Origin of the sequence: Blastococcus sp. TF02A-30 (genome assembly GCF_003319185.1) — a bacterium.
In the GTDB taxonomy this organism is placed as follows: domain Bacteria; phylum Actinomycetota; class Actinomycetes; order Mycobacteriales; family Geodermatophilaceae; genus Blastococcus.
Map to the genome: position 1 here is coordinate 363,547 of NZ_QOHJ01000005.1, position 18,150 is coordinate 381,696.

Annotated in this window: 19 protein-coding genes; 7 read left to right on the top strand and 12 right to left on the bottom strand. The window is 75.2% G+C overall.

Annotation, left to right across the window (positions count from 1 at the left end; all coding sequences use genetic code 11):
• The first annotated feature begins 56 nt into the window (after positions 1-56).
• Both DQ241_RS13620 and DQ241_RS13625 read left to right on the top strand, forming a co-directional pair.
• A complete protein-coding gene (locus tag DQ241_RS13620) occupies positions 57-671 on the top strand; it encodes a bifunctional 2-polyprenyl-6-hydroxyphenol methylase/3-demethylubiquinol 3-O-methyltransferase UbiG (RefSeq protein ID WP_255410992.1) in 615 nt (204 codons plus the stop codon).
• A 2-nt stretch (positions 672-673) separates the two neighbouring features.
• Positions 674-1,045 carry a multidrug efflux SMR transporter gene (locus DQ241_RS13625; protein ID WP_158545934.1) on the top strand — a complete coding sequence of 124 codons (372 nt, stop codon included), beginning with the start codon at positions 674-676 and terminating at the stop codon, positions 1,043-1,045.
• Positions 1,046-1,049: 4 nt separating this feature from the next.
• On the opposite strand, the gene DQ241_RS13630 is transcribed toward DQ241_RS13625, so the two are convergent.
• From DQ241_RS13630 to DQ241_RS13665, 8 genes are all read right to left on the bottom strand, one after another.
• Entirely contained in the window at positions 1,050-1,910 is an 861-nt protein-coding gene (locus tag DQ241_RS13630; protein ID WP_113830720.1) for a DUF1524 domain-containing protein, read from the bottom strand.
• 66 nt (positions 1,911-1,976) lie between these two features.
• The gene (gene manA / locus DQ241_RS13635; protein WP_113830721.1) at positions 1,977-3,152 is read right to left on the bottom strand and encodes a mannose-6-phosphate isomerase, class I; all 1,176 of its coding nucleotides are present in this window, start codon (positions 3,150-3,152) and stop codon (positions 1,977-1,979) included.
• A gap of 66 nt (positions 3,153-3,218) precedes the next feature.
• A complete protein-coding gene (locus DQ241_RS13640; protein WP_113830722.1) occupies positions 3,219-4,997 on the bottom strand; it encodes a glycerol-3-phosphate dehydrogenase/oxidase in 1,779 nt (592 codons plus the stop codon).
• A gap of 19 nt (positions 4,998-5,016) precedes the next feature.
• Positions 5,017-5,961 (bottom strand): DUF808 domain-containing protein, encoded by a 945-nt coding sequence (locus tag DQ241_RS13645; protein WP_113830723.1) that lies wholly within the window; start codon positions 5,959-5,961, stop codon positions 5,017-5,019.
• Between the two features lie 102 nt (positions 5,962-6,063).
• Positions 6,064-7,206 (bottom strand): SIS domain-containing protein, encoded by a 1,143-nt coding sequence (locus tag DQ241_RS13650; RefSeq protein WP_113830724.1) that lies wholly within the window; start codon positions 7,204-7,206, stop codon positions 6,064-6,066.
• A 10-nt stretch (positions 7,207-7,216) separates the two neighbouring features.
• Entirely contained in the window at positions 7,217-7,426 is a 210-nt protein-coding gene (locus tag DQ241_RS13655) for a Trm112 family protein (protein ID WP_255410991.1), read from the bottom strand.
• A complete protein-coding gene (locus DQ241_RS13660; RefSeq protein WP_113830725.1) occupies positions 7,423-8,787 on the bottom strand; it encodes a phosphomannomutase/phosphoglucomutase in 1,365 nt (454 codons plus the stop codon). Before DQ241_RS13660 ends, DQ241_RS13655 begins: the two co-directional genes overlap by 4 nt.
• A gap of 24 nt (positions 8,788-8,811) precedes the next feature.
• Positions 8,812-9,162: a DUF3499 domain-containing protein gene (locus DQ241_RS13665; protein WP_113830726.1), complete on the bottom strand. Its 351-nt coding sequence runs from the start codon at positions 9,160-9,162 to the stop codon at positions 8,812-8,814.
• Positions 9,163-9,302: 140 nt separating this feature from the next.
• Here DQ241_RS13665 and DQ241_RS13670 point away from each other — a divergent pair, with 140 nt between their 5' ends.
• Positions 9,303-9,770 carry a metallopeptidase family protein gene (locus tag DQ241_RS13670; protein WP_113830727.1) on the top strand — a complete coding sequence of 156 codons (468 nt, stop codon included), beginning with the start codon at positions 9,303-9,305 and terminating at the stop codon, positions 9,768-9,770.
• Positions 9,771-9,812: 42 nt separating this feature from the next.
• Positions 9,813-10,706: a hypothetical protein gene (locus DQ241_RS13675; RefSeq protein ID WP_147252377.1), complete on the top strand. Its 894-nt coding sequence runs from the start codon at positions 9,813-9,815 to the stop codon at positions 10,704-10,706.
• Here the strand turns inward: DQ241_RS13675 and DQ241_RS13680 are convergent.
• Together DQ241_RS13680 and DQ241_RS13685 are read right to left on the bottom strand one after the other, a co-directional pair.
• On the bottom strand, positions 10,681-11,535 hold the full coding sequence (locus DQ241_RS13680; RefSeq protein ID WP_199584509.1) for a hypothetical protein: 855 nt from the start codon (positions 11,533-11,535) through the stop codon (positions 10,681-10,683). The genes DQ241_RS13675 and DQ241_RS13680 overlap by 26 nt on opposite strands.
• A 65-nt stretch (positions 11,536-11,600) precedes the next feature.
• A complete protein-coding gene (locus DQ241_RS13685) occupies positions 11,601-11,855 on the bottom strand; it encodes a WhiB family transcriptional regulator (protein ID WP_179722282.1) in 255 nt (84 codons plus the stop codon).
• Between the two features lie 349 nt (positions 11,856-12,204).
• Between DQ241_RS13685 and cofD the strand changes: the two genes are divergently transcribed.
• Genes cofD through rfbA form a run of 3 tightly spaced genes read left to right on the top strand, consistent with a single transcriptional unit; the run spans position 12,205 to position 15,098 of the window.
• The gene (gene cofD / locus DQ241_RS13690; protein ID WP_113830730.1) at positions 12,205-13,155 is read left to right on the top strand and encodes a 2-phospho-L-lactate transferase; all 951 of its coding nucleotides are present in this window, start codon (positions 12,205-12,207) and stop codon (positions 13,153-13,155) included.
• Positions 13,148-14,200 carry a coenzyme F420-0:L-glutamate ligase gene (locus tag DQ241_RS13695; RefSeq protein ID WP_113830731.1) on the top strand — a complete coding sequence of 351 codons (1,053 nt, stop codon included), beginning with the start codon at positions 13,148-13,150 and terminating at the stop codon, positions 14,198-14,200. The genes cofD and DQ241_RS13695 overlap by 8 nt, the downstream gene beginning before the upstream one ends.
• 28 nt (positions 14,201-14,228) lie before the next feature.
• Positions 14,229-15,098 (top strand): glucose-1-phosphate thymidylyltransferase RfbA, encoded by an 870-nt coding sequence (rfbA, locus tag DQ241_RS13700; RefSeq protein WP_113830732.1) that lies wholly within the window; start codon positions 14,229-14,231, stop codon positions 15,096-15,098.
• A gap of 13 nt (positions 15,099-15,111) precedes the next feature.
• On the opposite strand, the gene DQ241_RS13705 is transcribed toward rfbA, so the two are convergent.
• Both DQ241_RS13705 and DQ241_RS21380 read right to left on the bottom strand, forming a co-directional pair.
• Positions 15,112-16,392 (bottom strand): hypothetical protein, encoded by a 1,281-nt coding sequence (locus DQ241_RS13705; protein ID WP_147252378.1) that lies wholly within the window; start codon positions 16,390-16,392, stop codon positions 15,112-15,114.
• Between the two features lie 157 nt (positions 16,393-16,549).
• Positions 16,550-18,118: a glycine-rich protein gene (locus DQ241_RS21380; RefSeq protein WP_199584510.1), complete on the bottom strand. Its 1,569-nt coding sequence runs from the start codon at positions 18,116-18,118 to the stop codon at positions 16,550-16,552.
• Between the last annotated feature and the right edge of the window lie 32 nt (positions 18,119-18,150).

Below are 18,150 nucleotides of genomic sequence, written 5' to 3' on the forward strand. Positions count from 1 at the left end.
GCCTCGAGCACCACCACTGGTGGTACGCCGAGCGGCGCAGCGTCCTGCGCCGCATCCTGCGCGACCGCCGGACCGGTGGGTGGGCCGCGGACATCGGGGCGGCTGCAGGCGGCAACACCAGGGTGCTGCAGTCGCTGGGCTGGCGTCCGCTCGCCTTCGAGTACTCAGCGACCGGTGCCGAGCTGGCCCGGTCCCGCGGGCTCCAGGTCGCCCGTGCCGACGCCCACGCGCTCCCCCTGCGCGACGGCGCCATGGGCGTGGTGATCGCCCTGGACGTCCTCGAGCACCTGGAGGACGACGCGCAGGCCGCGCGGGAGCTGCGCCGGGTGCTGCGGCCCGACGGCGTCCTCGTCGTCGCCGTCCCCGCCGATCCGACGCTGTGGTCGGCGCACGACGACGCCGTCGGGCACCTCCGGCGGTACACGGCCGACACCCTGGGCACGCTGCTCACCGAGGCCGGCTTCGAGATCCAGCAGCTGCGCTCGTGGAACGTGCTGCTCCGGCCGCTGGCCGCACTGCGCCGACGGGCGAGCACCGGCAGCGACCTCGACGACGTGGCCGGTCCGGTCAACCTCGGTCTGCGCGCGGTGGTGGCCCTCGAGCGGTTCCTGCCGCTGGGCCGTCGCCGCGGGGTCAGCCTGTTCGCCGTCGCCGTGCCGTCCGCGGACTGACGGTGCTGGTGCAGCGGCTCTCCCCGCTCGTGGTCGGCGCGTTCGCCGGGTACGTCGTCCTCGGCGTGGTCGGCCTGGTGCTGCTGCGCGCGCACATCGGCACCGCGGCCTCGCTCGTCCGCTCGGGTGAACTCCTGCGCGGTCCGGTGCTGCTCGCCGCTCTGGGCGCCCTGAGCTACGCCACCAGCTTCGTGCTCTGGCTGGTCGTGCTCGCGCGGGTACCGCTGTCGGTGGCCTATCCCATCGCGGTCGGGGCGACGATCGCGATGAGCACCCTGCTCGCCTGGCTCCTGCTGCACGAGCCGATGAGCGTGCGCCTCGTGCTCGGCCTGGTCACCATCGTCGTCGGCGTCGCCCTCGTCTCCACGGCCTGAGCGCTCACTCGCAGCCCTCGCCGTCGCCGTCGCCGTCGAAGGACGGTGACCAGCCGGGGTCGCCCTCGCGGATCGGCGCCGCTCCCCGGGCGCGCACGTCGGCGCAGTCGCGGTAGGTCACCGAGACCTGCGGCGCGGGGACGGCCGGGACCTCGGCGACGGCCTCCCCGGTGGCCGGGAGCGGTTCGTCGGGGCAACCGCCGAGCACGGTCGCCATGGCGGTGCGCTCGGCCTCGGTGACCCACAGCCCGTAGCCGGCCTTGACCGCCACCTGCCGGGCCACGTAGGCGCAGCGGTAGCCCCGGTTCGGTGGCAGCCAGGTGGCCGCGTCCCCGTCGCTCTTCTGCATGTTGAGCGGGCCGTCGACGGCGAGCAGGTTGAGCGGGTCGTTGGCGAAGGCGGTGCGCGTGGCGTCGTCCCACTGCTGCGCGCCCTTCTGCCAGGCGTCGGACAGCGCCACCACGTGGTCGATCTGCACCGCCTCGCTGGTGCCCTCGCCGCGCCGGAACTCGATGGTGCGCCCCGAGTACGGGTCGGCCAGGGTGCCGGAGACGACGACGCAGTCGCGGGTCCCCTCGCGGAACGACTCCTCCGTCAGGTCCCGCGCCAGGACGTCGTTGCGGGTGTCGCAGCCGTTGCGGTCGGTGTCCACCCAGCCGTCGCCGAAGAGCTCGCGCTCGTACCCGGTGCGCGGGGCCCGCCCCTTCACCGCGAGGTCGTCCAGTGCGTCGAGCGCCGTGCCCGGCAGGGCCTCGACGGTGCCGCTCGGCTCCCCCGGCGTCGGGCTCGCGGCCTCGGGCAAGCAGCCGCAGAGGAGGCCGAGGGCGAGGACCGGTGCGGCGAGGGCGCGGACGCGACGGGTCATGGCCCCGTCGACGCTACGTGCGGGCACGCACCGCCCCGGTCCGCGACACGCGTGCCGGCCGGCGGCTCAGGAGAGGTTCGTCGTGGCCCGGTAGAGGACGGCGGGACCGCGGGCGCTGACCGGGGCGCCGGCCGGGACGAATGCCGCGCAGCCCTTGCCCAGCACCAGCTCGCCGTCGGACGAGGCCAGGACCGCGGTCCCCTCGGTGCACAGCAGCAGCTGCGGACCGCGGGTGGTCAGGGTGCCCTGCTGGTCGTCGAGCTGGCACCGGGTGAGGTCGAAGTCCTCCACCGGCACGGGGTAGCGCAGGCCGCCGGGGCCCAGGACCGGGTGGAGGACCGGGACCTTGCCGTCGCTGAAGTCCAGCACCTCGATGAGCGCGGCGAGGTCCACGTGCTTGCCGGTGAGCCCACCGCGCAGCACGTTGTCGGAGCTGGCCATCACCTCGACGCCGGCACCGGAGAGGTAGGCGTGCAAGTTGCCGGCCGGGAGGAACACCGCCTCGCCCGGCGCCAGCTTGAGGTGGTTGCACATCAGCGAGATGACGACGCCGGGGTCGCCCGGGTAGGCCTCGGCCAGCGTGGCCGCCCACCGGTAGGTGTTGATGAACTCGGGGTCGTGCGCGGCGACGAACGTGGCCGCCTTCGCGGCGACCGCCCCGACCAGCTCGGCGCGGCGGTCCGCGGGCAACGCGAGCAGCTGCGGCACCGCGGCCCGCAGGCCGCCACGGGCCAACGCGGCGATCGTCGGCTTGAGCTCCGGCACCTGCAGCTTGGCCAGGCAGTGCAGCGACTCCTCCACCGGCCGGAAGCCGCAGAGCGCCTCGAACGTGGTGAGGGCCAGGAGCAGCTCGGGCTTGTGGAACGGGTCCTTGAAGGTGCGCGTCGGGTCGTCGCGGGGCACCCCCGCCGACTCCTCGGCGGCGAAGCCCGCCTCGGCCTGCTCGCTGGTGGGGTGCGCCTGCAACGACAGCGGCTGGTCGGCGGCCAGCACCTTCATGAGGTAGGGCAGCCGAGCACCGAAGCGCTGGAGCACCGCGCCGCCGAGCAGGGCCTCGGGGTCGGCGGCGATCGCCTCGTCCAGCGGCCGCCCGTCGGGGAGCCGGCTCGGCTCACCCGGGTGCGCGCCCACCCACAGCTCGGCGTGCGGCCGGTCGGCCGGCACCGGCTGCCCCAGGAGCTCGGGGATGACGATCCGGCTGCCCCAGGGGTAGAAGCGAACGCCGTTGGTGAGCTGCCACATCGTTCGTGCAGGCTACGTCCCGATCTCGGCGGGCTCCACGCCTCACGCCCCCTTCGGGGGAGGGAGTCAGCCGGTGGTCGCGCTCCGCGGAGCGTCGGCGAGTGCGGTCCTGACGTCCGGGGCGCCGAGCCGGGCGGCGTCGGCGGTGCGGTCGTCGGGCATCCGCTGCGACTCCCGCTCGGCCTCGACCCGCGCCTCGTAGTGGGCGATCTCGCGGGCGAGGAAGTCCTCCTGCCAGCCGTGCACCGAGGCCATGAGCCGGGCGACGTCCGGTGCGGACTCCACGCCCCGGTGCGCGGTCTCGATCGAGATGCGGGTGCGCCGGGTGAGGACGTCGTCCAGGTGCAGCGCACCCTCGGCGGTGACCGCGTGCACGACCTCCGCCGCCAGGTACTCCGGCGCGCCGGTCACCGGCCGGCCCAGGGCCGGGTCGGCGGCGACCAGTGCCAGCACGTCGGGGGTCCGGTCCCCGTGCCGGTGCAGCAGCCGCTCGACGGTCTCGACGGGCACGCCCGCCCCGGCCGCCAGCGTCCCGGCCGCATCGCGGACCTCCGTCCAGCGGTGCGCGCCGACCAGCGGCAGGTGCGCGGTCCGCGACGCGGGCACGCCGGGCAGCCCGGCCACCGCGGCGTCGACGGCGTCCTCCGCCATGACCCGGTAGGTCGTGTACTTCCCGCCGGCCACGAGCACCAGCCCCGGCACGGGGGTGACGACGGCGTGCTCGCGGGAGAGCCGGCTGGTCTCGTCGGACTCCCCGGCCAGGAGCGGCCGCAGCCCCGCGTACACGCCGAGGATCTGGTCGGCGGTCACCGGCCGGGTGAGCACCCGGTTGACCTGGTCGAGCAGGTAGGCGATGTCGGCGCTGCTGGCCGCCGGGTGGTCGCGGTCCAGCCGCCACGGGGTGTCGGTGGTGCCCAGGATCCAGTGCTCGCCCCACGGGATGACGAACAGCACGCTGGTGGGCGTGCGCAGGATCAGCCCGTTCGGGGTGATCTCCGAGCCGTCGATGGCCGACCTCGGCACCACCAGGTGCACGCCCTTGGAGGCGCGCACCTTGAGGCTGGGCGCCGAGTCGCCGAGCATCGCGCCGATGTCGTCGCTCCACACGCCGGTCGCGGCCACGACGCTGCGCGCCCGGACGGTGAACGACGTGCCGTCGGTCAGGTCGGCCACCCGGACGCCGACGACCGGCGCCTGCGCCCCCTCCCCGTCCCGGAGCAGCCCGGTCACCCGGGCGCTGGAGAGCACCCGGGCGCCGTAACCGGCCGCCGTGCGGACCACGGCCAGGGTGTGCCGGGCGTCGTCGACCTGCGCGTCCCAGTAGCGGATGGCGCCGCGGACGACGTCAGCACGCAGCCCCGGGAAGGCCTCGAGCGTGGCCCGCCGGGACAGGTGCCGGTGGCGCGGGATCGACCGCTCGGAGGTGAACGCCGCGCCCAGCACGTCGTAGAGCGCCACGCCGGCGCCGTAGTAGGCGCGCTGCCAGGCGGGTGCGGTCAGCGGCAGCAGGAACGGCAGCGGGCGGACCAGGTGCGGGGCGATCGTCCGCACCAGCCGGGCCCGCTCCTGCAGCGCCTCGTGCACCAGCGGGAAGGCGAACTGCTCCAGGTAGCGGAGCCCGCCGTGGATGAGCTTGCTGGACCGGCTCGAGGTGCCCGCCGCGAAGTCGCGCGCCTCGAGCAGCGCCACCGACAGCCCCCGGCTGGCCGCGTCGAGCGCGGCGCCGGCGCCGGTGACCCCGCCGCCGATCACCAGCACGTCGACGACCTCGTCGGGCAGGCGGGCGCGGTCGGCGCGGCGGCGTTCCGGTGACAGCAGCGTGCGGTCGGTCTCCCCCGGGTGCATGGCTCCTACTGTCCCTGGTTCAGTGCGCTCCGGCGCGCGCCCCGCGGCGGTGCACCGTCAGGTTCACCACCAGCACCACCAGCGCCCCGACCACCAGGCCGAGGACGGCGCTGGCGACGGTGTTGGTCAGCCAGCCCAGCACCCCGCCGAACGCTCCGGTCGCGTCGTGCACCGCCTCCTCGAGGTGGTGCACGAACTCGTAGACCGGGTGGAAGCCCAGCTCGTCGGTGCCCACCAGGATGATGTGGCCGCCGACCCACAGCATCGCGGCGGTGCCGACGACGGTGAGCGCGGTCAGCAGCTTCGGCATCCCCTTGACCAGCCCGCGGCCGATGCCGGCCACCGCCCGGCCGGACCGCTGGGCCAGGTTGAGCCCGATGTCGTCCATCTTCACGATCAGGCCCACGACGCCGTACACGAGCACGGTGATGCCGACCGCGACCACTGCCAGGATGACCGCCCGGGAGAGGAAGGCCTCGTCGGCGACCTCGTTGAGCGAGATGACCATGATCTCGGCCGACAGGATGAAGTCGGTGCGCACGGCGCCGGAGACGATCGTCTTCTCGTCCGGCAGCGCGTCCTCCACCGTCGCGTGCTCCTCGGCGTGGCCGGTGAGCCGGTGCCAGATCTTCTCGGCTCCCTCGTAGCAGAGGTAGGCGCCGCCGACCATGAGGATCGGCGTGAGCAGCCAGTCGAGGAACTGGCTGAGCAGCAGGATCGCCGGGAGGATCAGCAGCAGCTTGTTGCGCAGCGACCCGAGCGCGATCCGCCGGATGATCGGCAGCTCCCGTTCGGCGTTCAGGCCGTGCACGTACTGCGGCGTGACGGCGGTGTCGTCGACGACGACGCCGGCGGCCTTGACGCTGGCCCGCCCGGCCGCGGCCCCGATGTCGTCCAACGAGGCGGCCGCGGCCTTCGCGAGCACCGCGACGTCGTCGAGCAGGGCTACCAGTCCACCCGCCAAGGGAAGTCCTTCCGATCGGTCGGCACCCGCGTGCCGTGCCAGAGATGGTGGCGTGCCCGCGGGCTGCGCGCCGGTCGGACCCGCCGGGGGTACCCCGAGCGGCTAGGGACGCAACGCGCGTTCGTTGTCGAGCACCAACGCCAGGTACACGGCGCTGAAGTCGGCCACGGCCAGCTGCCGGGCCACCCGCGGCAGCCGCCCGTAGCGCTCCGGTTCCCCGTGCTCGGCCAGCGCGCTGACCGGGACGCCGTGCTCCGCCGCGGTGCGCAGCACCTGGTCGAGAGCCTCCGAGGCCGATCGGGGATCGCGCTCACCGCCGCCGTCGTGCCCGCCCGCCTCGGCGTCGCGGACGGTGAGCAGCCGTAGCCGGCGGCCCTCGTCCTCGGCGCGATCGCGGAAGAAGTCGTCCCCGTCCTGGGGCGCCAGCGGGCCGCCCAGGACCGTGCAGGCGGCCACCCGCTGGTCGGGCAGGCGGAAGCCGGGCGCCGGCAACCCCGCGAGGGTGGCCAGCTGGTCGGCGACCCGGGTGGCCGCCGCTCCCGCGAGCGGCCCCTCGGCGACGATGACCGGGAGCGCATCCAGCAGCTCCAGCGCCAGGGTCTTCGCGGGGTTGGCGAAGGTCTCCTGCGCCGGCCCGCACTCCTGGGCGATCTCGTCGAGGGCGGCGGCGGTCGCCTCGGGGTCGGCCGCCTCCCCGGGGAGCAGCCCGAGCCCGTTCGCCAGGCGCAGCATCGGGGTGAGCAGCGACCAGAGCGTGGTGTGCCGGACGCGGGACGTCGGCAACGGCACGTAGGGGGCGCGAGCGCTCGAGCACGCCGCGCGCAACGGGGCGTCCTCCGCGCCGATGCCGAGCAGGGCCGCGCCGCGACGGGCCGCCTCGTAGGCCGGCCCCACCGCGTACGCGCCGGCGCCGGTCCGCGTCGCGACCACGACGACGTCGCTCGGTCCGACCCACACCGGCAGCGCCGGCCCCGGGACGTGGTCGACGGTCACCGGGCTGCCGGGCCCGAGCAGGGCCCGCAGCACCGAGGCGGCGACGGCACCCTCCCGCCGGCCGACGACGACCAGGCCACGCGGCCGGCCGCCGTCGGTGATCCGTTGGAGCCCGGCCTCGTCGGTGAGCCGGGTGGTCTCCCGGACCTGCGCGCCGGCGCCGGCGACCGCGGGCAGCAGGCCGCGGGGGTCGCGGGCCCGCAGCAGCTCGAGGTCGTCGAGGATCTCCTCGGCCAGCTCGGGCGAGATCATGCCGGGCCCCTCACGCGCTCCGGTGCCGGGCCTCGTCCAGCAGCAGCACCGGGATCCCGTCGCGCACCGGGAAGCCGCGGCCGCAGGTGCTGCACACCAGCTCGCTCGCGGCCTCGTCCACCGTCAGCGGGGTGTGGTGGGCGTCCGGGCAGGCCAGGATGGCCAGCAGCTCGGGGTCCAGGCCCAGCGGCCCGGCGGTCGTTCCGTTCGGCGTGCTCATGCCCGCACCATCTCCAGCACCTCGTCGCGCAGCTCGGTCATCCGCGCCGAGTCCGGCGCTTCCACGTTCAGCCGCAGCAGCGGCTCGGTGTTGCTGGCCCGCAGGTTGAACCACGCGCCGTCGGGCAGGGTGACGGTCAGGCCGTCGAGCTCGTCGACCTGCGCGCCGTCGTGGCCTCCGAAGGCCTCGCGCACCTCGGCGGTCCGGGCGGCGGCGTCGGCGACGGTCGAGTTGATCTCACCCGAGGCTGCGTACCGGGAGTAGCCGGCGGTCAGCTGCGACAGCGGCCGGCTCTGCTCCCCCAGCGCGGCGAGCACGTGCATCGCGGCGAGCATGCCCGTGTCGGCCCGCCAGAAGTCGCGGAAGTAGTAGTGCGCGGAGTGCTCACCGCCGAACACCGCATCGGTGCGGGCCATCTCGGCCTTGATGAACGAGTGGCCCACCCGGGTGCGCACCGGTTCTCCGCCGTGCTCGCGGACGATCTCCGGGACGGCGCGCGAGGTGATCAGGTTGTGGATGATCGTCGTCCCCCGGCCCTTCGCCAGCTCGCGCACCGCGACCAGGGCGGTGATCGCCGACGGGCTGACCGGCTCCCCGCGCTCGTCGACGACGAAGACCCGGTCGGCGTCGCCGTCGAAGGCCAGGCCGATGTCGGCGCCGTGCTCGCGCACCGCGGCCTGCACGTCGACGAGGTTGGCCGGGTCGAGGGGGTTGGCCTCGTGGTTCGGGAAGCTGCCGTCGAGCTCGAAGTAGAGCGGGACGATCTCCAGCGGCAGGTCCGCCAGCACGACCGGGACGGTGTGCCCGCCCATGCCGTTGCCGGCGTCGACGACGACCTTCAGCGGCCGGATGGCGGACAGGTCGACCAGCGAGCGCAGGTGACCGGCGTACTCGGCCAGCACGTCGCGCGCGGTGACCACACCGACCCGCTCGGGCACGCGGTCGTAGGCGTCGCGCTGCGCCCACTCGCGGATGGTGGCCAGGCCGGAGTCCTGCCCGATGGGCGCGGCCCCGGCGCGGCACATCTTGATGCCGTTGTACTGCGCCGGGTTGTGGCTGGCGGTGAACATCGCACCGGGCACGTCCAGCGAGCCGGCCGCGAAGTACAGCAGGTCGGTGGAGCCGAGACCGGCCTCCACGACGTCGACCCCGCGGGCGATGACCCCCTCGGCGAAGGCACGGGACAGCGGGATCGAGGACTCGCGCATGTCGTGGGCGGTCACGACGGTGGTGGCGCCGCTCTCGTTGCTGACGAACTCGGCGAATGCGCTCCCGATGGCGCGGGCGACGTCCTCGTCCCACTGGTCGGGGACGACGCCGCGGACGTCGTAGGCCTTGATGATCGAGGAGAGGTCACGCACGGGGGTGACCCTAAGCGCTGCGACCTAGGGCAGGTCGGGCAGGACGCGCAGGTGGCCGCGGCGGGTGCCGCTGCCGTCGTCGGCGGGGTCCCGCGGGGGCTCCGGGCGGGCCGCCTCGCGCACGGCGTCGGCCAGGGCGAGCAGGTCGTCACCGGTCGGGCCGGCGTCCTCGAGGTCGATCTCGTGGCGGACGACCTCCCACCCGCGCGGCACGGTGAGCCGCTCGGCGTGGAACTCGCACAGGTCGTAGCTGTGCGGTTCGGAGAACGTCGCCAGCGGACCGACAACGGCTGTCGACTCCGCGTAGACGTAGGTCAGGGTCGCCGCTGCCGGTTGCGCGCAGCCGCTGCGCGAGCAGCGACGTGACTGCCTCACCACCGGTTCCTCACGCAAGGCACAGTAAACCCGGCCGGGGGGCCTCCGCAGCAGGCGCACCGGCGTTTCGGGGCGGCGCGCACCATCCTGCACGGGAACCCCGTGGGTCGCGCCGCACCTCGCCGTAGGCTGCTCGGGTCATGACCCGACCGCCTCGCCGCCCCGGCCGATCCCGGCGCGACCGCCACGGGCGCGGCCTCCGGGGACGGCTCGTCCCGACCGACGTGCCGCTCTCCCGGACCCGCGCCGAGCAGTTCGACGACCTGGTCCTCGACGCCGTCGAGGACCTGGAGCGGCGCTGGGAGCGCGAGCTCGCGGGTGTCGAGTTCGCGGTCGAGGACGTGCCCTGGGTGGAGCACAGCAGCCCCGACGAGGTGGTGCTGGACGCCGACGTCCTCGACGACGGCAGCGTGCCGCTGGCCCGGGTGCTGCCCGCGCACCGGGAGGACGGCCGCGAGGTGCCGCCGCGGATCATCGTCTACCGGCGCCCCCTGGAGGTCCGCGCGGCCGACCGGGACGACCTCGCCGACCTGGTCCGCGACGTCGTCGTCGACCAGGTGGCGGTGCTGCTGGGCCGGGACCCCGAGGAGATCGACCCCACCGCCTGAGCCCCGCCGGCCGCTCGTCCGGGCCCTGACATGCTGGGCGGGATGGACCTACCCGCGGCGGCAGCCGGACCGTGGCTCGCGCTCGGCGCGGTGCTGGGGATCGCGCTCCTGGTCGCCGGCTGGGCGCTGGCCCGTGCGCTGCGGTCCCGGACCCGGGACTCCGCCGGGGCGGCGCCGTCCGCGCCGCCGGACGACCTCGCCGAGTTCCTCGAGCACCCGCCGGGCACGGCGCCGGCCGGCTCGCGGGAGGCCGGCTGGGTGTCCCTGGCCCCGGCGGGGCCCCCGGCTCCCGCCGAGCAGCCGGCCCGCGGAGCGCGGCCGGCCACCGTGCTGGCCGCGCTCGCGCTCGCCGTGCTGGTCGTCGTCGGGGTGGCGGCCGCCGTCGCCGCGGGGACCGGCACCCCGGCCGCCGATCCGGCACCCTCCGGCCGGCCGTCGACGGGCGCGCCGTCCACCGGCGCCGACGACGGGACGGAGGCCCGGCTCGCGTTCGAGGGGATCGTCCTCGAGGAGCACGCCGTGGGGGTCACCGTCGCCCACCCGGAGCTGGAGCTGACCACGGAGGACGGGCGGGCCGTGGCGCGTCTCCGGCTCCCGACGGCGAACTGCCTGACGACGCGGGCTCCGGCGACCCCCGGCGATCCGGCGTGCCGCGAGGCGCGGACAGAGCACGCGGAGCTCACGGCACCCGACCTCCGCGTCGAGCGGGAAGGCGACCGCCTCCTCGTCTCGGGCCGGTTCGCCACCACCGTCCGGCCGGCCGGGACGGCACCCCGGCCGAGCGGCCGCGTCCTCGAGCTCACCGTGACCGTCGAGGCCGCCGGGGACGAGGACGCCGACGGGTGGGTGCCGGCCACCGGCGAGCTGCGCGTGGGCGACCAGCTCGCCTCGACGCGCGAGGAGGAGTCGCTCAGCGCCCTGCGCCTCGGCCGCTGACCCGCAGCCAGCGCATGGCGTCCGGCGCCGGGAGCAGCCGGCGCGGCGGCACGGTCAGCGTGGCCGCCGGGGCGCCCATCTCCACCGCGAGCGCGGCGGTGCTCCACCAGGCCCACCTGTCCTCGCCGTCGACCAGCGTGAGCAGCCCGTCCCGCAGCTCTCCCCCGGCGTCCTGCGTCACGGCGAGCTCCAGCCGACCGGCGGCGGCGTGCACCCTCGCGGCGGAGCGCACGAAGGTGCGGGAGCGAGCGTCGGGCACCCGCGCCAGCAGGGCCGGCAGCCACCGCTCGAGCTCGCGCGGGTCCCGGCTGCGGGCCACGCCCTCGTCGCCGAGCTCGTCGACCAGCCGCCCGGTGCGCGCGGTGGCCAGCGCCCCGCCGCGGAAGCGGGCGGCGAGCCGGCGGGCGGTGGGATCGCCGAGCGGGAGCCCGGCCAGCCGGAGGGACCACGTCCCGCGCAGGGTGCCCAGCAGGTCCGCGATGCCGTCGGCGAGGAAAGCGGCCGCGTCGTCGTCGGCGGCGAGCAGGCGGGCGTGCGGCCGCCCGCCGGGCACCGGTCCGACGCCGTCGCCGAGCAGGGTCACGGCGGTGCCGAGCCCCCGGCGGCGCAACCACAGGAAGGCGGCCGCCCGCGGGGCCGCGTCCAGGTCGCCGCCGACGACGACCGCCACCGGACGGCCGGGCAGCCGGCGGGCGGCCTGGACGACGAGGACGGCGGTCAGCCAGGGCGGCCGGGCGGTCAGCGGGGCCCGCAACCGCTCGGCGAGGGGCTCGGCGGCCCGGACCTCCCGGACGACGCGCGCCCGGCCGACGGCGATCCGGGTGGGCACGCCCCAGATAGCACCACAGCCCGCCGATGGACGCTGTCGGCGGGCTGCGGGGGTGCGTGCTGTCGTTACACCGCGCGGCGGCGGAGGCGACGGCGCTCACGCTCGGACAGGCCGCCCCAGATGCCGAAGCGCTCGTCGTTGGCCAGCGCGTACTCGAGGCACTCGGCCTTGACCTCGCAGCCGGTGCAGATCTTCTTCGCCTCGCGGGTGGAGCCACCCTTCTCCGGGAAGAACGCCTCCGGGTCGGTCTCGGCGCACAGCGCGCGCTCCTGCCACGACTGCGCGTCGGCCTCGAGGCCGATTCCCAGCAGCCCGGCGATCCCGGGTCCCGCACCGGTGCCCAGGCCCTGGCCGGCGCCCGCCCCGAAGCGGTCGGTCGACCGCTCCGTCGCGTTGACGTAGTCGCTGAGCCACGAAACCTCGGCCATGTCGGTGCGTCCCCTCTCGCTCTTGTCCTCGCGTGCGGCCGTCGAGACGTTCCCGGACCCTCGTGCAGGCGAAGACATCGCCGGAATTACACGCGTGTCGTTGCCTGCCCGTCAACTTCGCCCGGTGTAAGCGACACGCCACACCTGCCCCACGCGTCACAGGGTGTTCGTCACATCTCGTGCAGAACCCCGACACGCCCGTGGAACAGTGCACAACTGCCTATCGGGCACGATGTCTTTCGTGCAGATCGTGGTGCTGGCTGGTGGGACCGGTGGGGCTCGATTCCTGCGGGGGGTGCGGGCCGCCGCACCCGGGGCGGAGATCACCGCCGTGGTGAACACGGGGGACGACGTGACCCTGCACGGCATGCGCATCTGCCCCGACCTCGACACGGTGATGTACACCCTCGGCGGCGGCATCGACGAGGACCGGGGCTGGGGTCGGGCCGGGGAGACCTGGACGGTCAAGGAGGAGCTGGCCGCCTACGACGCCGACCCGACCTGGTTCGGCCTCGGCGACCGCGACCTGGCCACCCACCTGATCCGGACCCGGATGCTCGACGCCGGCTACCCCCTGTCGGCGGTCACCGCCGCGCTGTCCGCGCGGTGGCAGCCCGGCGTCACGCTGCTGCCGATGAGCGACCAGCGGGTCGAGACCCACGTCGTGGTCGACGACCCGGAGACGGGCCGGCCGCGGGCCATCCACTTCCAGGAGTGGTGGGTGCGCCACCGCGCCGGCCTCGACCCGCGCAGCTTCGTCCAGATCGGCGTCGAGGCCGCTCGCCCGGCGCCGGGTGTCGTCGAGGCCCTCGCGGCCGCCGACGCGGTCCTCCTGGCGCCGTCGAACCCCGTGGTGTCCATCGGCACCGTGCTCGGCGTCCCGGGCCTGCGCGAGGCGCTCCTGGCCATCCGCGGGCGGGTCGCCGGCGTCTCGCCGATCGTGGGAGGCGCGGTCGTGCGCGGCATGGCCGACCGCTGCCTGCCCGCGCTGGGCATCGAGGTGAGCGCGCAGGGCGTGGGCCGGCACTACGGCGCCCGCCCCGATGGCGGCCTGCTCGACGCCTGGCTCGTGGCCCCCGACGACGACGCCGACGTCCCCGGCGTCGACGTGCGCCGGGTGCCGCTGCTGATGTCCTCCCCCGAGGCGACGACGGCGCTGGCCCGCGCGGCGCTGGAGGCGGCAGGTGCCTGAACCGGCCGGTATCTCCGTGCTCCCCGTCCGGGAGCTACCCGAGTTCTCACCCGGCGACGACCTGGCCGGTGCCATCGCGCGGGCGGCGCCGTGGCTGGCCGACGACGACGTCGTCGTGGTGACCTCGAAGGTCGTGGCCAAGGTCGAGGGCGCGCTGGTGCGGGTCGATCCGGGCGCCGACCGCGAGGCGGCCCGCCAGGCCGCCATCGAGGGGCAGACGGTGCGCCTGGTGGCCCGCCGCGGCCCGCTGCGGATCGTGCAGACACCGCAGGGCTGGGTGGTGGCCGCCGCGGGCATCGACGCGTCCAACGTCGACCAGGGGGCGCTCGTGCTGCTGCCGGAGGACTCCGACGCCTCGGCCCGCGCGCTGCGGGAGCGGCTGCGGGCGCTGCTGGGCGTGGACGTCGCCGTCGTGGTGAGCGACACCTTCGGCCGCACGTGGCGCGAGGGGCTCACCGACGTCGCGGTCGGGTCGGCCGGCATCGCGGCGCTCACCGACCACCGCGGCGCCGTGGACGCGCACGGCAACCGGCTGGAGACGACCCGGATCGCCGTCGTCGACGAGCTGGCCTCGGCCGCCGACCTGGTCAAGGGCAAGCTCGACGGGGTGCCGGTCGCGGTGGTCCGCGGCCTGGCGATCGCGCGGCCGGAGGTCGACGAGGGCACCCGCCCGCTCGTGCGGTCACCGGCCGACGACCTGTTCCCCTACGGCTCGCGGGACGTCGTGCCCACCCGCTCCCCCGCCGCGGAGCTGGTGCCGCGCGGCGGCGAGCTGCACGCGGTCGCGGCCGCCTTCCGCGCCGCAAGCACCGCGCTGCCGGAGTTCCCGGTGGTGCTGCGCTACGGCGGAGAGGGCGACGGCGTCGTCGACGTGCACCTGAGCGACGCGGTCACCACCACGACCGCGGTGAACCTCGGGGCGCTGCTCGGCGCGGCGATCGTCCAGCTGCACGCCGAGGGCTGGGCCACCCGGTGGGAACCGGCGGCCACCGCCGGTGGCACCTCACTCGTCGGGAGGCTGTGGCTGGGGACCTCCGCCCGCTGACCGGCAGCTCTGGGTAGCGTGGCGCCCCATGCGCGGGATCATCCTGGCCGGTGGCACGGGGAGCCGTCTGTTCCCCATCACCCAGGCCGTGAGCAAGCAGCTGATGCCGGTCTACGACAAGCCGATGGTCTACTACCCGCTCTCGACGCTGATGATGGCCGGCGTCCGGGAGGTGCTCGTCATCACCACGCCCGCGGACCAGGCGGCTTTCCGCGCGCTGCTCGGTGACGGCAGCCGGTTGGGCATGCGCATCGAGTACGCGGCGCAGCCCCGGCCGGAGGGGCTGGCCCAGGCGTTCCTCATCGGCGCGGACTTCATCGGCGAGCAGTCGGTCGCGCTCGTCCTCGGTGACAACATCTTCTACGGGGCCGGGCTCGGCACCGCGCTGTCCCGCCTGCCCGAACCGGACGGGGGGCACGTCTTCGCCTACCACGTGTCCAACCCGAAGGAGTACGGCGTCGTGGAGTTCGACGACGAGGGACGTGTGCTGTCCATCGAGGAGAAGCCGGCGGAGCCCAAGAGCTCCTACGCCGTCCCGGGGCTCTACTTCTACGACAACCAGGTGGTCGAGATCGCGCGGGGGATCACGCCGAGCGCTCGGGGCGAGCTGGAGATCACCGCGGTCAACGAGCACTACCTGCGCGAGGGGCGCCTCACGGTGACCGCGCTCGACCGCGGCACCGCCTGGCTGGACACCGGGACGTTCCAGTCGCTGCGCCAGGCCACGGAGTTCGTGTCGGTGGTCGAGGAGCGCCAGGGTCTCAAGGTCGGCTGCATCGAGGAGGTCGCCTGGCGCAACGGCTGGCTCGACGACGACGGTCTGCGCCGCGCCGCCGAGCCGCTGGCCAAGAGCGGCTACGGCGACTACCTCATCGGCCTGCTGCGCGAGGGTCGCTGACCCTCCCGGCCGGTCAGCCGATCCGGGTCCAGACGCCGCAGCCGGAGCTCGAGAAGCCGGCGTCGGCGGGATCGATCGAGACCACCGTCCCGAAACCGTTGGCGATGATCCCGTCGACCCCCTCGTGCGAGAAGTCCGACAGCCTCTCCCAGTAGCAGGAATCGGCCGAGCCGCTGGCCTGGTAGGTGCCCGGGGCGATGTGCCGGCCGACCACGTATGTGCCGACCTCGAACACCGTGACGGGAGCCGGCGGGTACGTGGCCGCCACCGGCTGCCAGCTGCCGCACCTGCTGGACTCGAAGCCGACGTCGGTGGCAGCGATCGTCACGATCTGCGCCCGCCCGATCCCGTTCGCGATGATCTCGTCGAACGTGCCGCCGAAGCCGGACGTCCGAGCGAAGTAGCAGGAGTCCGCCGCCGCGCCGGAGCGGTAGGTGCCCGGTGCGATCCCCGCATTCACCCGGTGGGTGCCGTCGCCGAACGCGGACCCGCCGACGGGTGCCGGGGGTGCCGGGGGTGCCGGTGCCCGTCGGACGCCGAGGGTGTCGAGGCCGTCGCCGTTCCAGTCGCCGCTGAACGCGGTGTCGGTGGGCTCACCGTAGGCGAGCTCCCGATCGGCCGGGCCCGACGTCAGCGAGTGGCGCAGGAAGTACGTGGCGGCCCGTCGCACGCCGAGCGTGTCGCCGGCCTGGCCCTCCGACCACCGGCCGACGAGGACGACGTCGCCGGGGTCCCCGTAGAAGAACTCGCTCGACGCGGTGCCGGTCGAGAGGTCGTTCTTGACGAAGTAGTGGTTGCCCCGGCGCACCATGAGCGTGTCGCCGCCGCGGCCGTCCCAGTCGCCGACGAGCACGGTGTCGCCCGGATCGCCGTAGGTGAACACGACGTCGGCCGTGCCGGTGGTGACGCTGTTCTTGACGAAGAAGGTGTTGCCGCGGCGGACGGCGAGCGTGTCGGAACCGTTGCCGTCCCAGTCCCCGACGAGCACGGTGTCGCCCGCGTCGCCGTAGGAGAAGACCACGTCAGCGGCCCCGGACGTGGCGCTGTTGCGGGCGTGGAAGGTGAGTCCCCGGCGCACCATCAGGGTGTCGGTGCCGCTGCCGTCCCAGTCGCCGACGTAGACCTCGTCGCCGTGGTCCCCGTAGGCCAGTTCGATGTTGGCGCGGCCGGTGAAGGCGTCGTTGAGGTAGTACATCGCGCCCACGCCGCCGACGGTCGTCCCTTGCGCCGACGCCGTTCCGGTTCCCGTCAGCAGGGTCGCGACGATCGCCGCGATCCCGATTCCTGCCCGCATCCGCAGCCCCATGTCATGCCCCGATCCCGGACGCCCCCGTGGCGACCCGAACGGACCCTGCCACCTGCGCCTCGACATCCGTGGTTGCGACAGCGCGATCACCCGAAGGAGTTCCGTGAGTGAGCGGCTCGGCCGCACCAGGGGTGCGAGCCGATCGTCAGTCGTCCGACCGGCGGCGCATGCTCAGGACGAGGAGGACGGTCATGGCCAGCGTCATGCTGGCGGCCACCCCGGCGGCGAGCAGCCCGACGCCGTCGGCGTCCAGCAGCGCCCTCGCCGCCTGGACCTCCGCCTCCTCGGCCGCCAGCGCGAGCCGCGTGCTCTCGGTGGTCTCGAGGACGTCGGACTCGTCCCCCCCGGCGCCGGACCAGAACCCCGGGGTCCACGGCTCCACGGTCTCGACCACGGGCGCCGGCTCGACGACGGGCTCGGTCTCGACGACAGGTGCGGGCTCGACGACGGGCGCAGACTCGACCTCGGGCGCCGGCTCGACCACGGGCGCCTGCTCCGTCTCCACCACCGGGGCGACCTCCGCCACGGGCGCAGCCTCCACGATGGGCTCGGGCTCCACGATCGGCTCGGGCTCCACGATCGGCTCGGGCTCCACGACCGGCTCGGGCTCCACGACCGGCTCGGGCTCGACGACGGGTGCTGCCTCGGAGACGGGCGGCTCCTCGGTGACCGGCTCCGTCTCCAGCGCCGGCTCGGTCGGTGCGCTGGGGACCGGAGCGTCAGCCGCGGTGTAGGTGAGGACGATCGAGGCGGGGCCCTCGGCGAGCGAGCTCGATCCACCGACGGGCACCAGCGACGTGCCGCCGGAACCGGCTGCCCCCGGCTCGCCACCGGCACCGCCGAAGACGCCGCCGCCGCCACCGCCGCCGGAGACGGGGGAACCTGCGGACGCGGTCCCCGGCATCCCGGCGCCGTACCGGCCCTCGTTCCGCCACTGCTCGAGCGGAAGCGCCGGCGGCTCCTCGACGAGCGCTTCGGCGAGAGGCGCTTCCTCGGCCGGCAGGTCTGCGACCGGCGCCGCCTCGTCGGCCGGCGCCTCCTGCACGGGCGCCCCCTCGACCGGCAGCTCCTCGACCGGCACCTCCTCGACGGGCAGCTCCTCGACCGGCTCGGCGTAGGACCACGCGGTCGGGTCGCCGGCGCCACCAGCCGTCAGCAGGGCTCCCCCGCCGCTGCCCGCGGCCACGAGCAGTCGCGACTCGAGACTGCCGGGCTCCGAGCTGCTGATCGTGCGGACGTCGGAGGCGCCACCGCCCCCGGCGCCCGAGGTCGCCGCCTCGTCGTCCGTGGCGACGACGTCGGCACCCGGCGCTCCCCCGTTCGCCCCGGCCGCTCCTCCTGGCGCCGTGGCGCCGTCGATGGCACGTGCACCGTCGCCACCGTTGCCGCCGACGGCGAGGAACAGGCTGCTGCCCGGTGAGACGGCGAGCGTGCCGGTGACCGCGGCGGGTTGCCCCGCCGCCGGCCCGTCGACCGCGCGACCACCGGTGCCGCCGACGGCCGTGACGGCCAGGCTCGTCACTCCGTCCGGGACGACGAAGACGTGCTCCGTGCCAGCGGCGAGGTACGTGCAGGTGACGGTCGGCGACCCCGTCGCCGTCACGCACACCTCGTCCGCGACGGCGGGTGCCGCCCCGCCGAGGAGCAGCCCGGCGCTGACCATGCCGGTGACCCCGGTCAGGGCCAGGGACGAGCGGAAGACGGGGCGGATCACGGGGACTCCTCGGTGCGGGCGGTGCGCCCCGG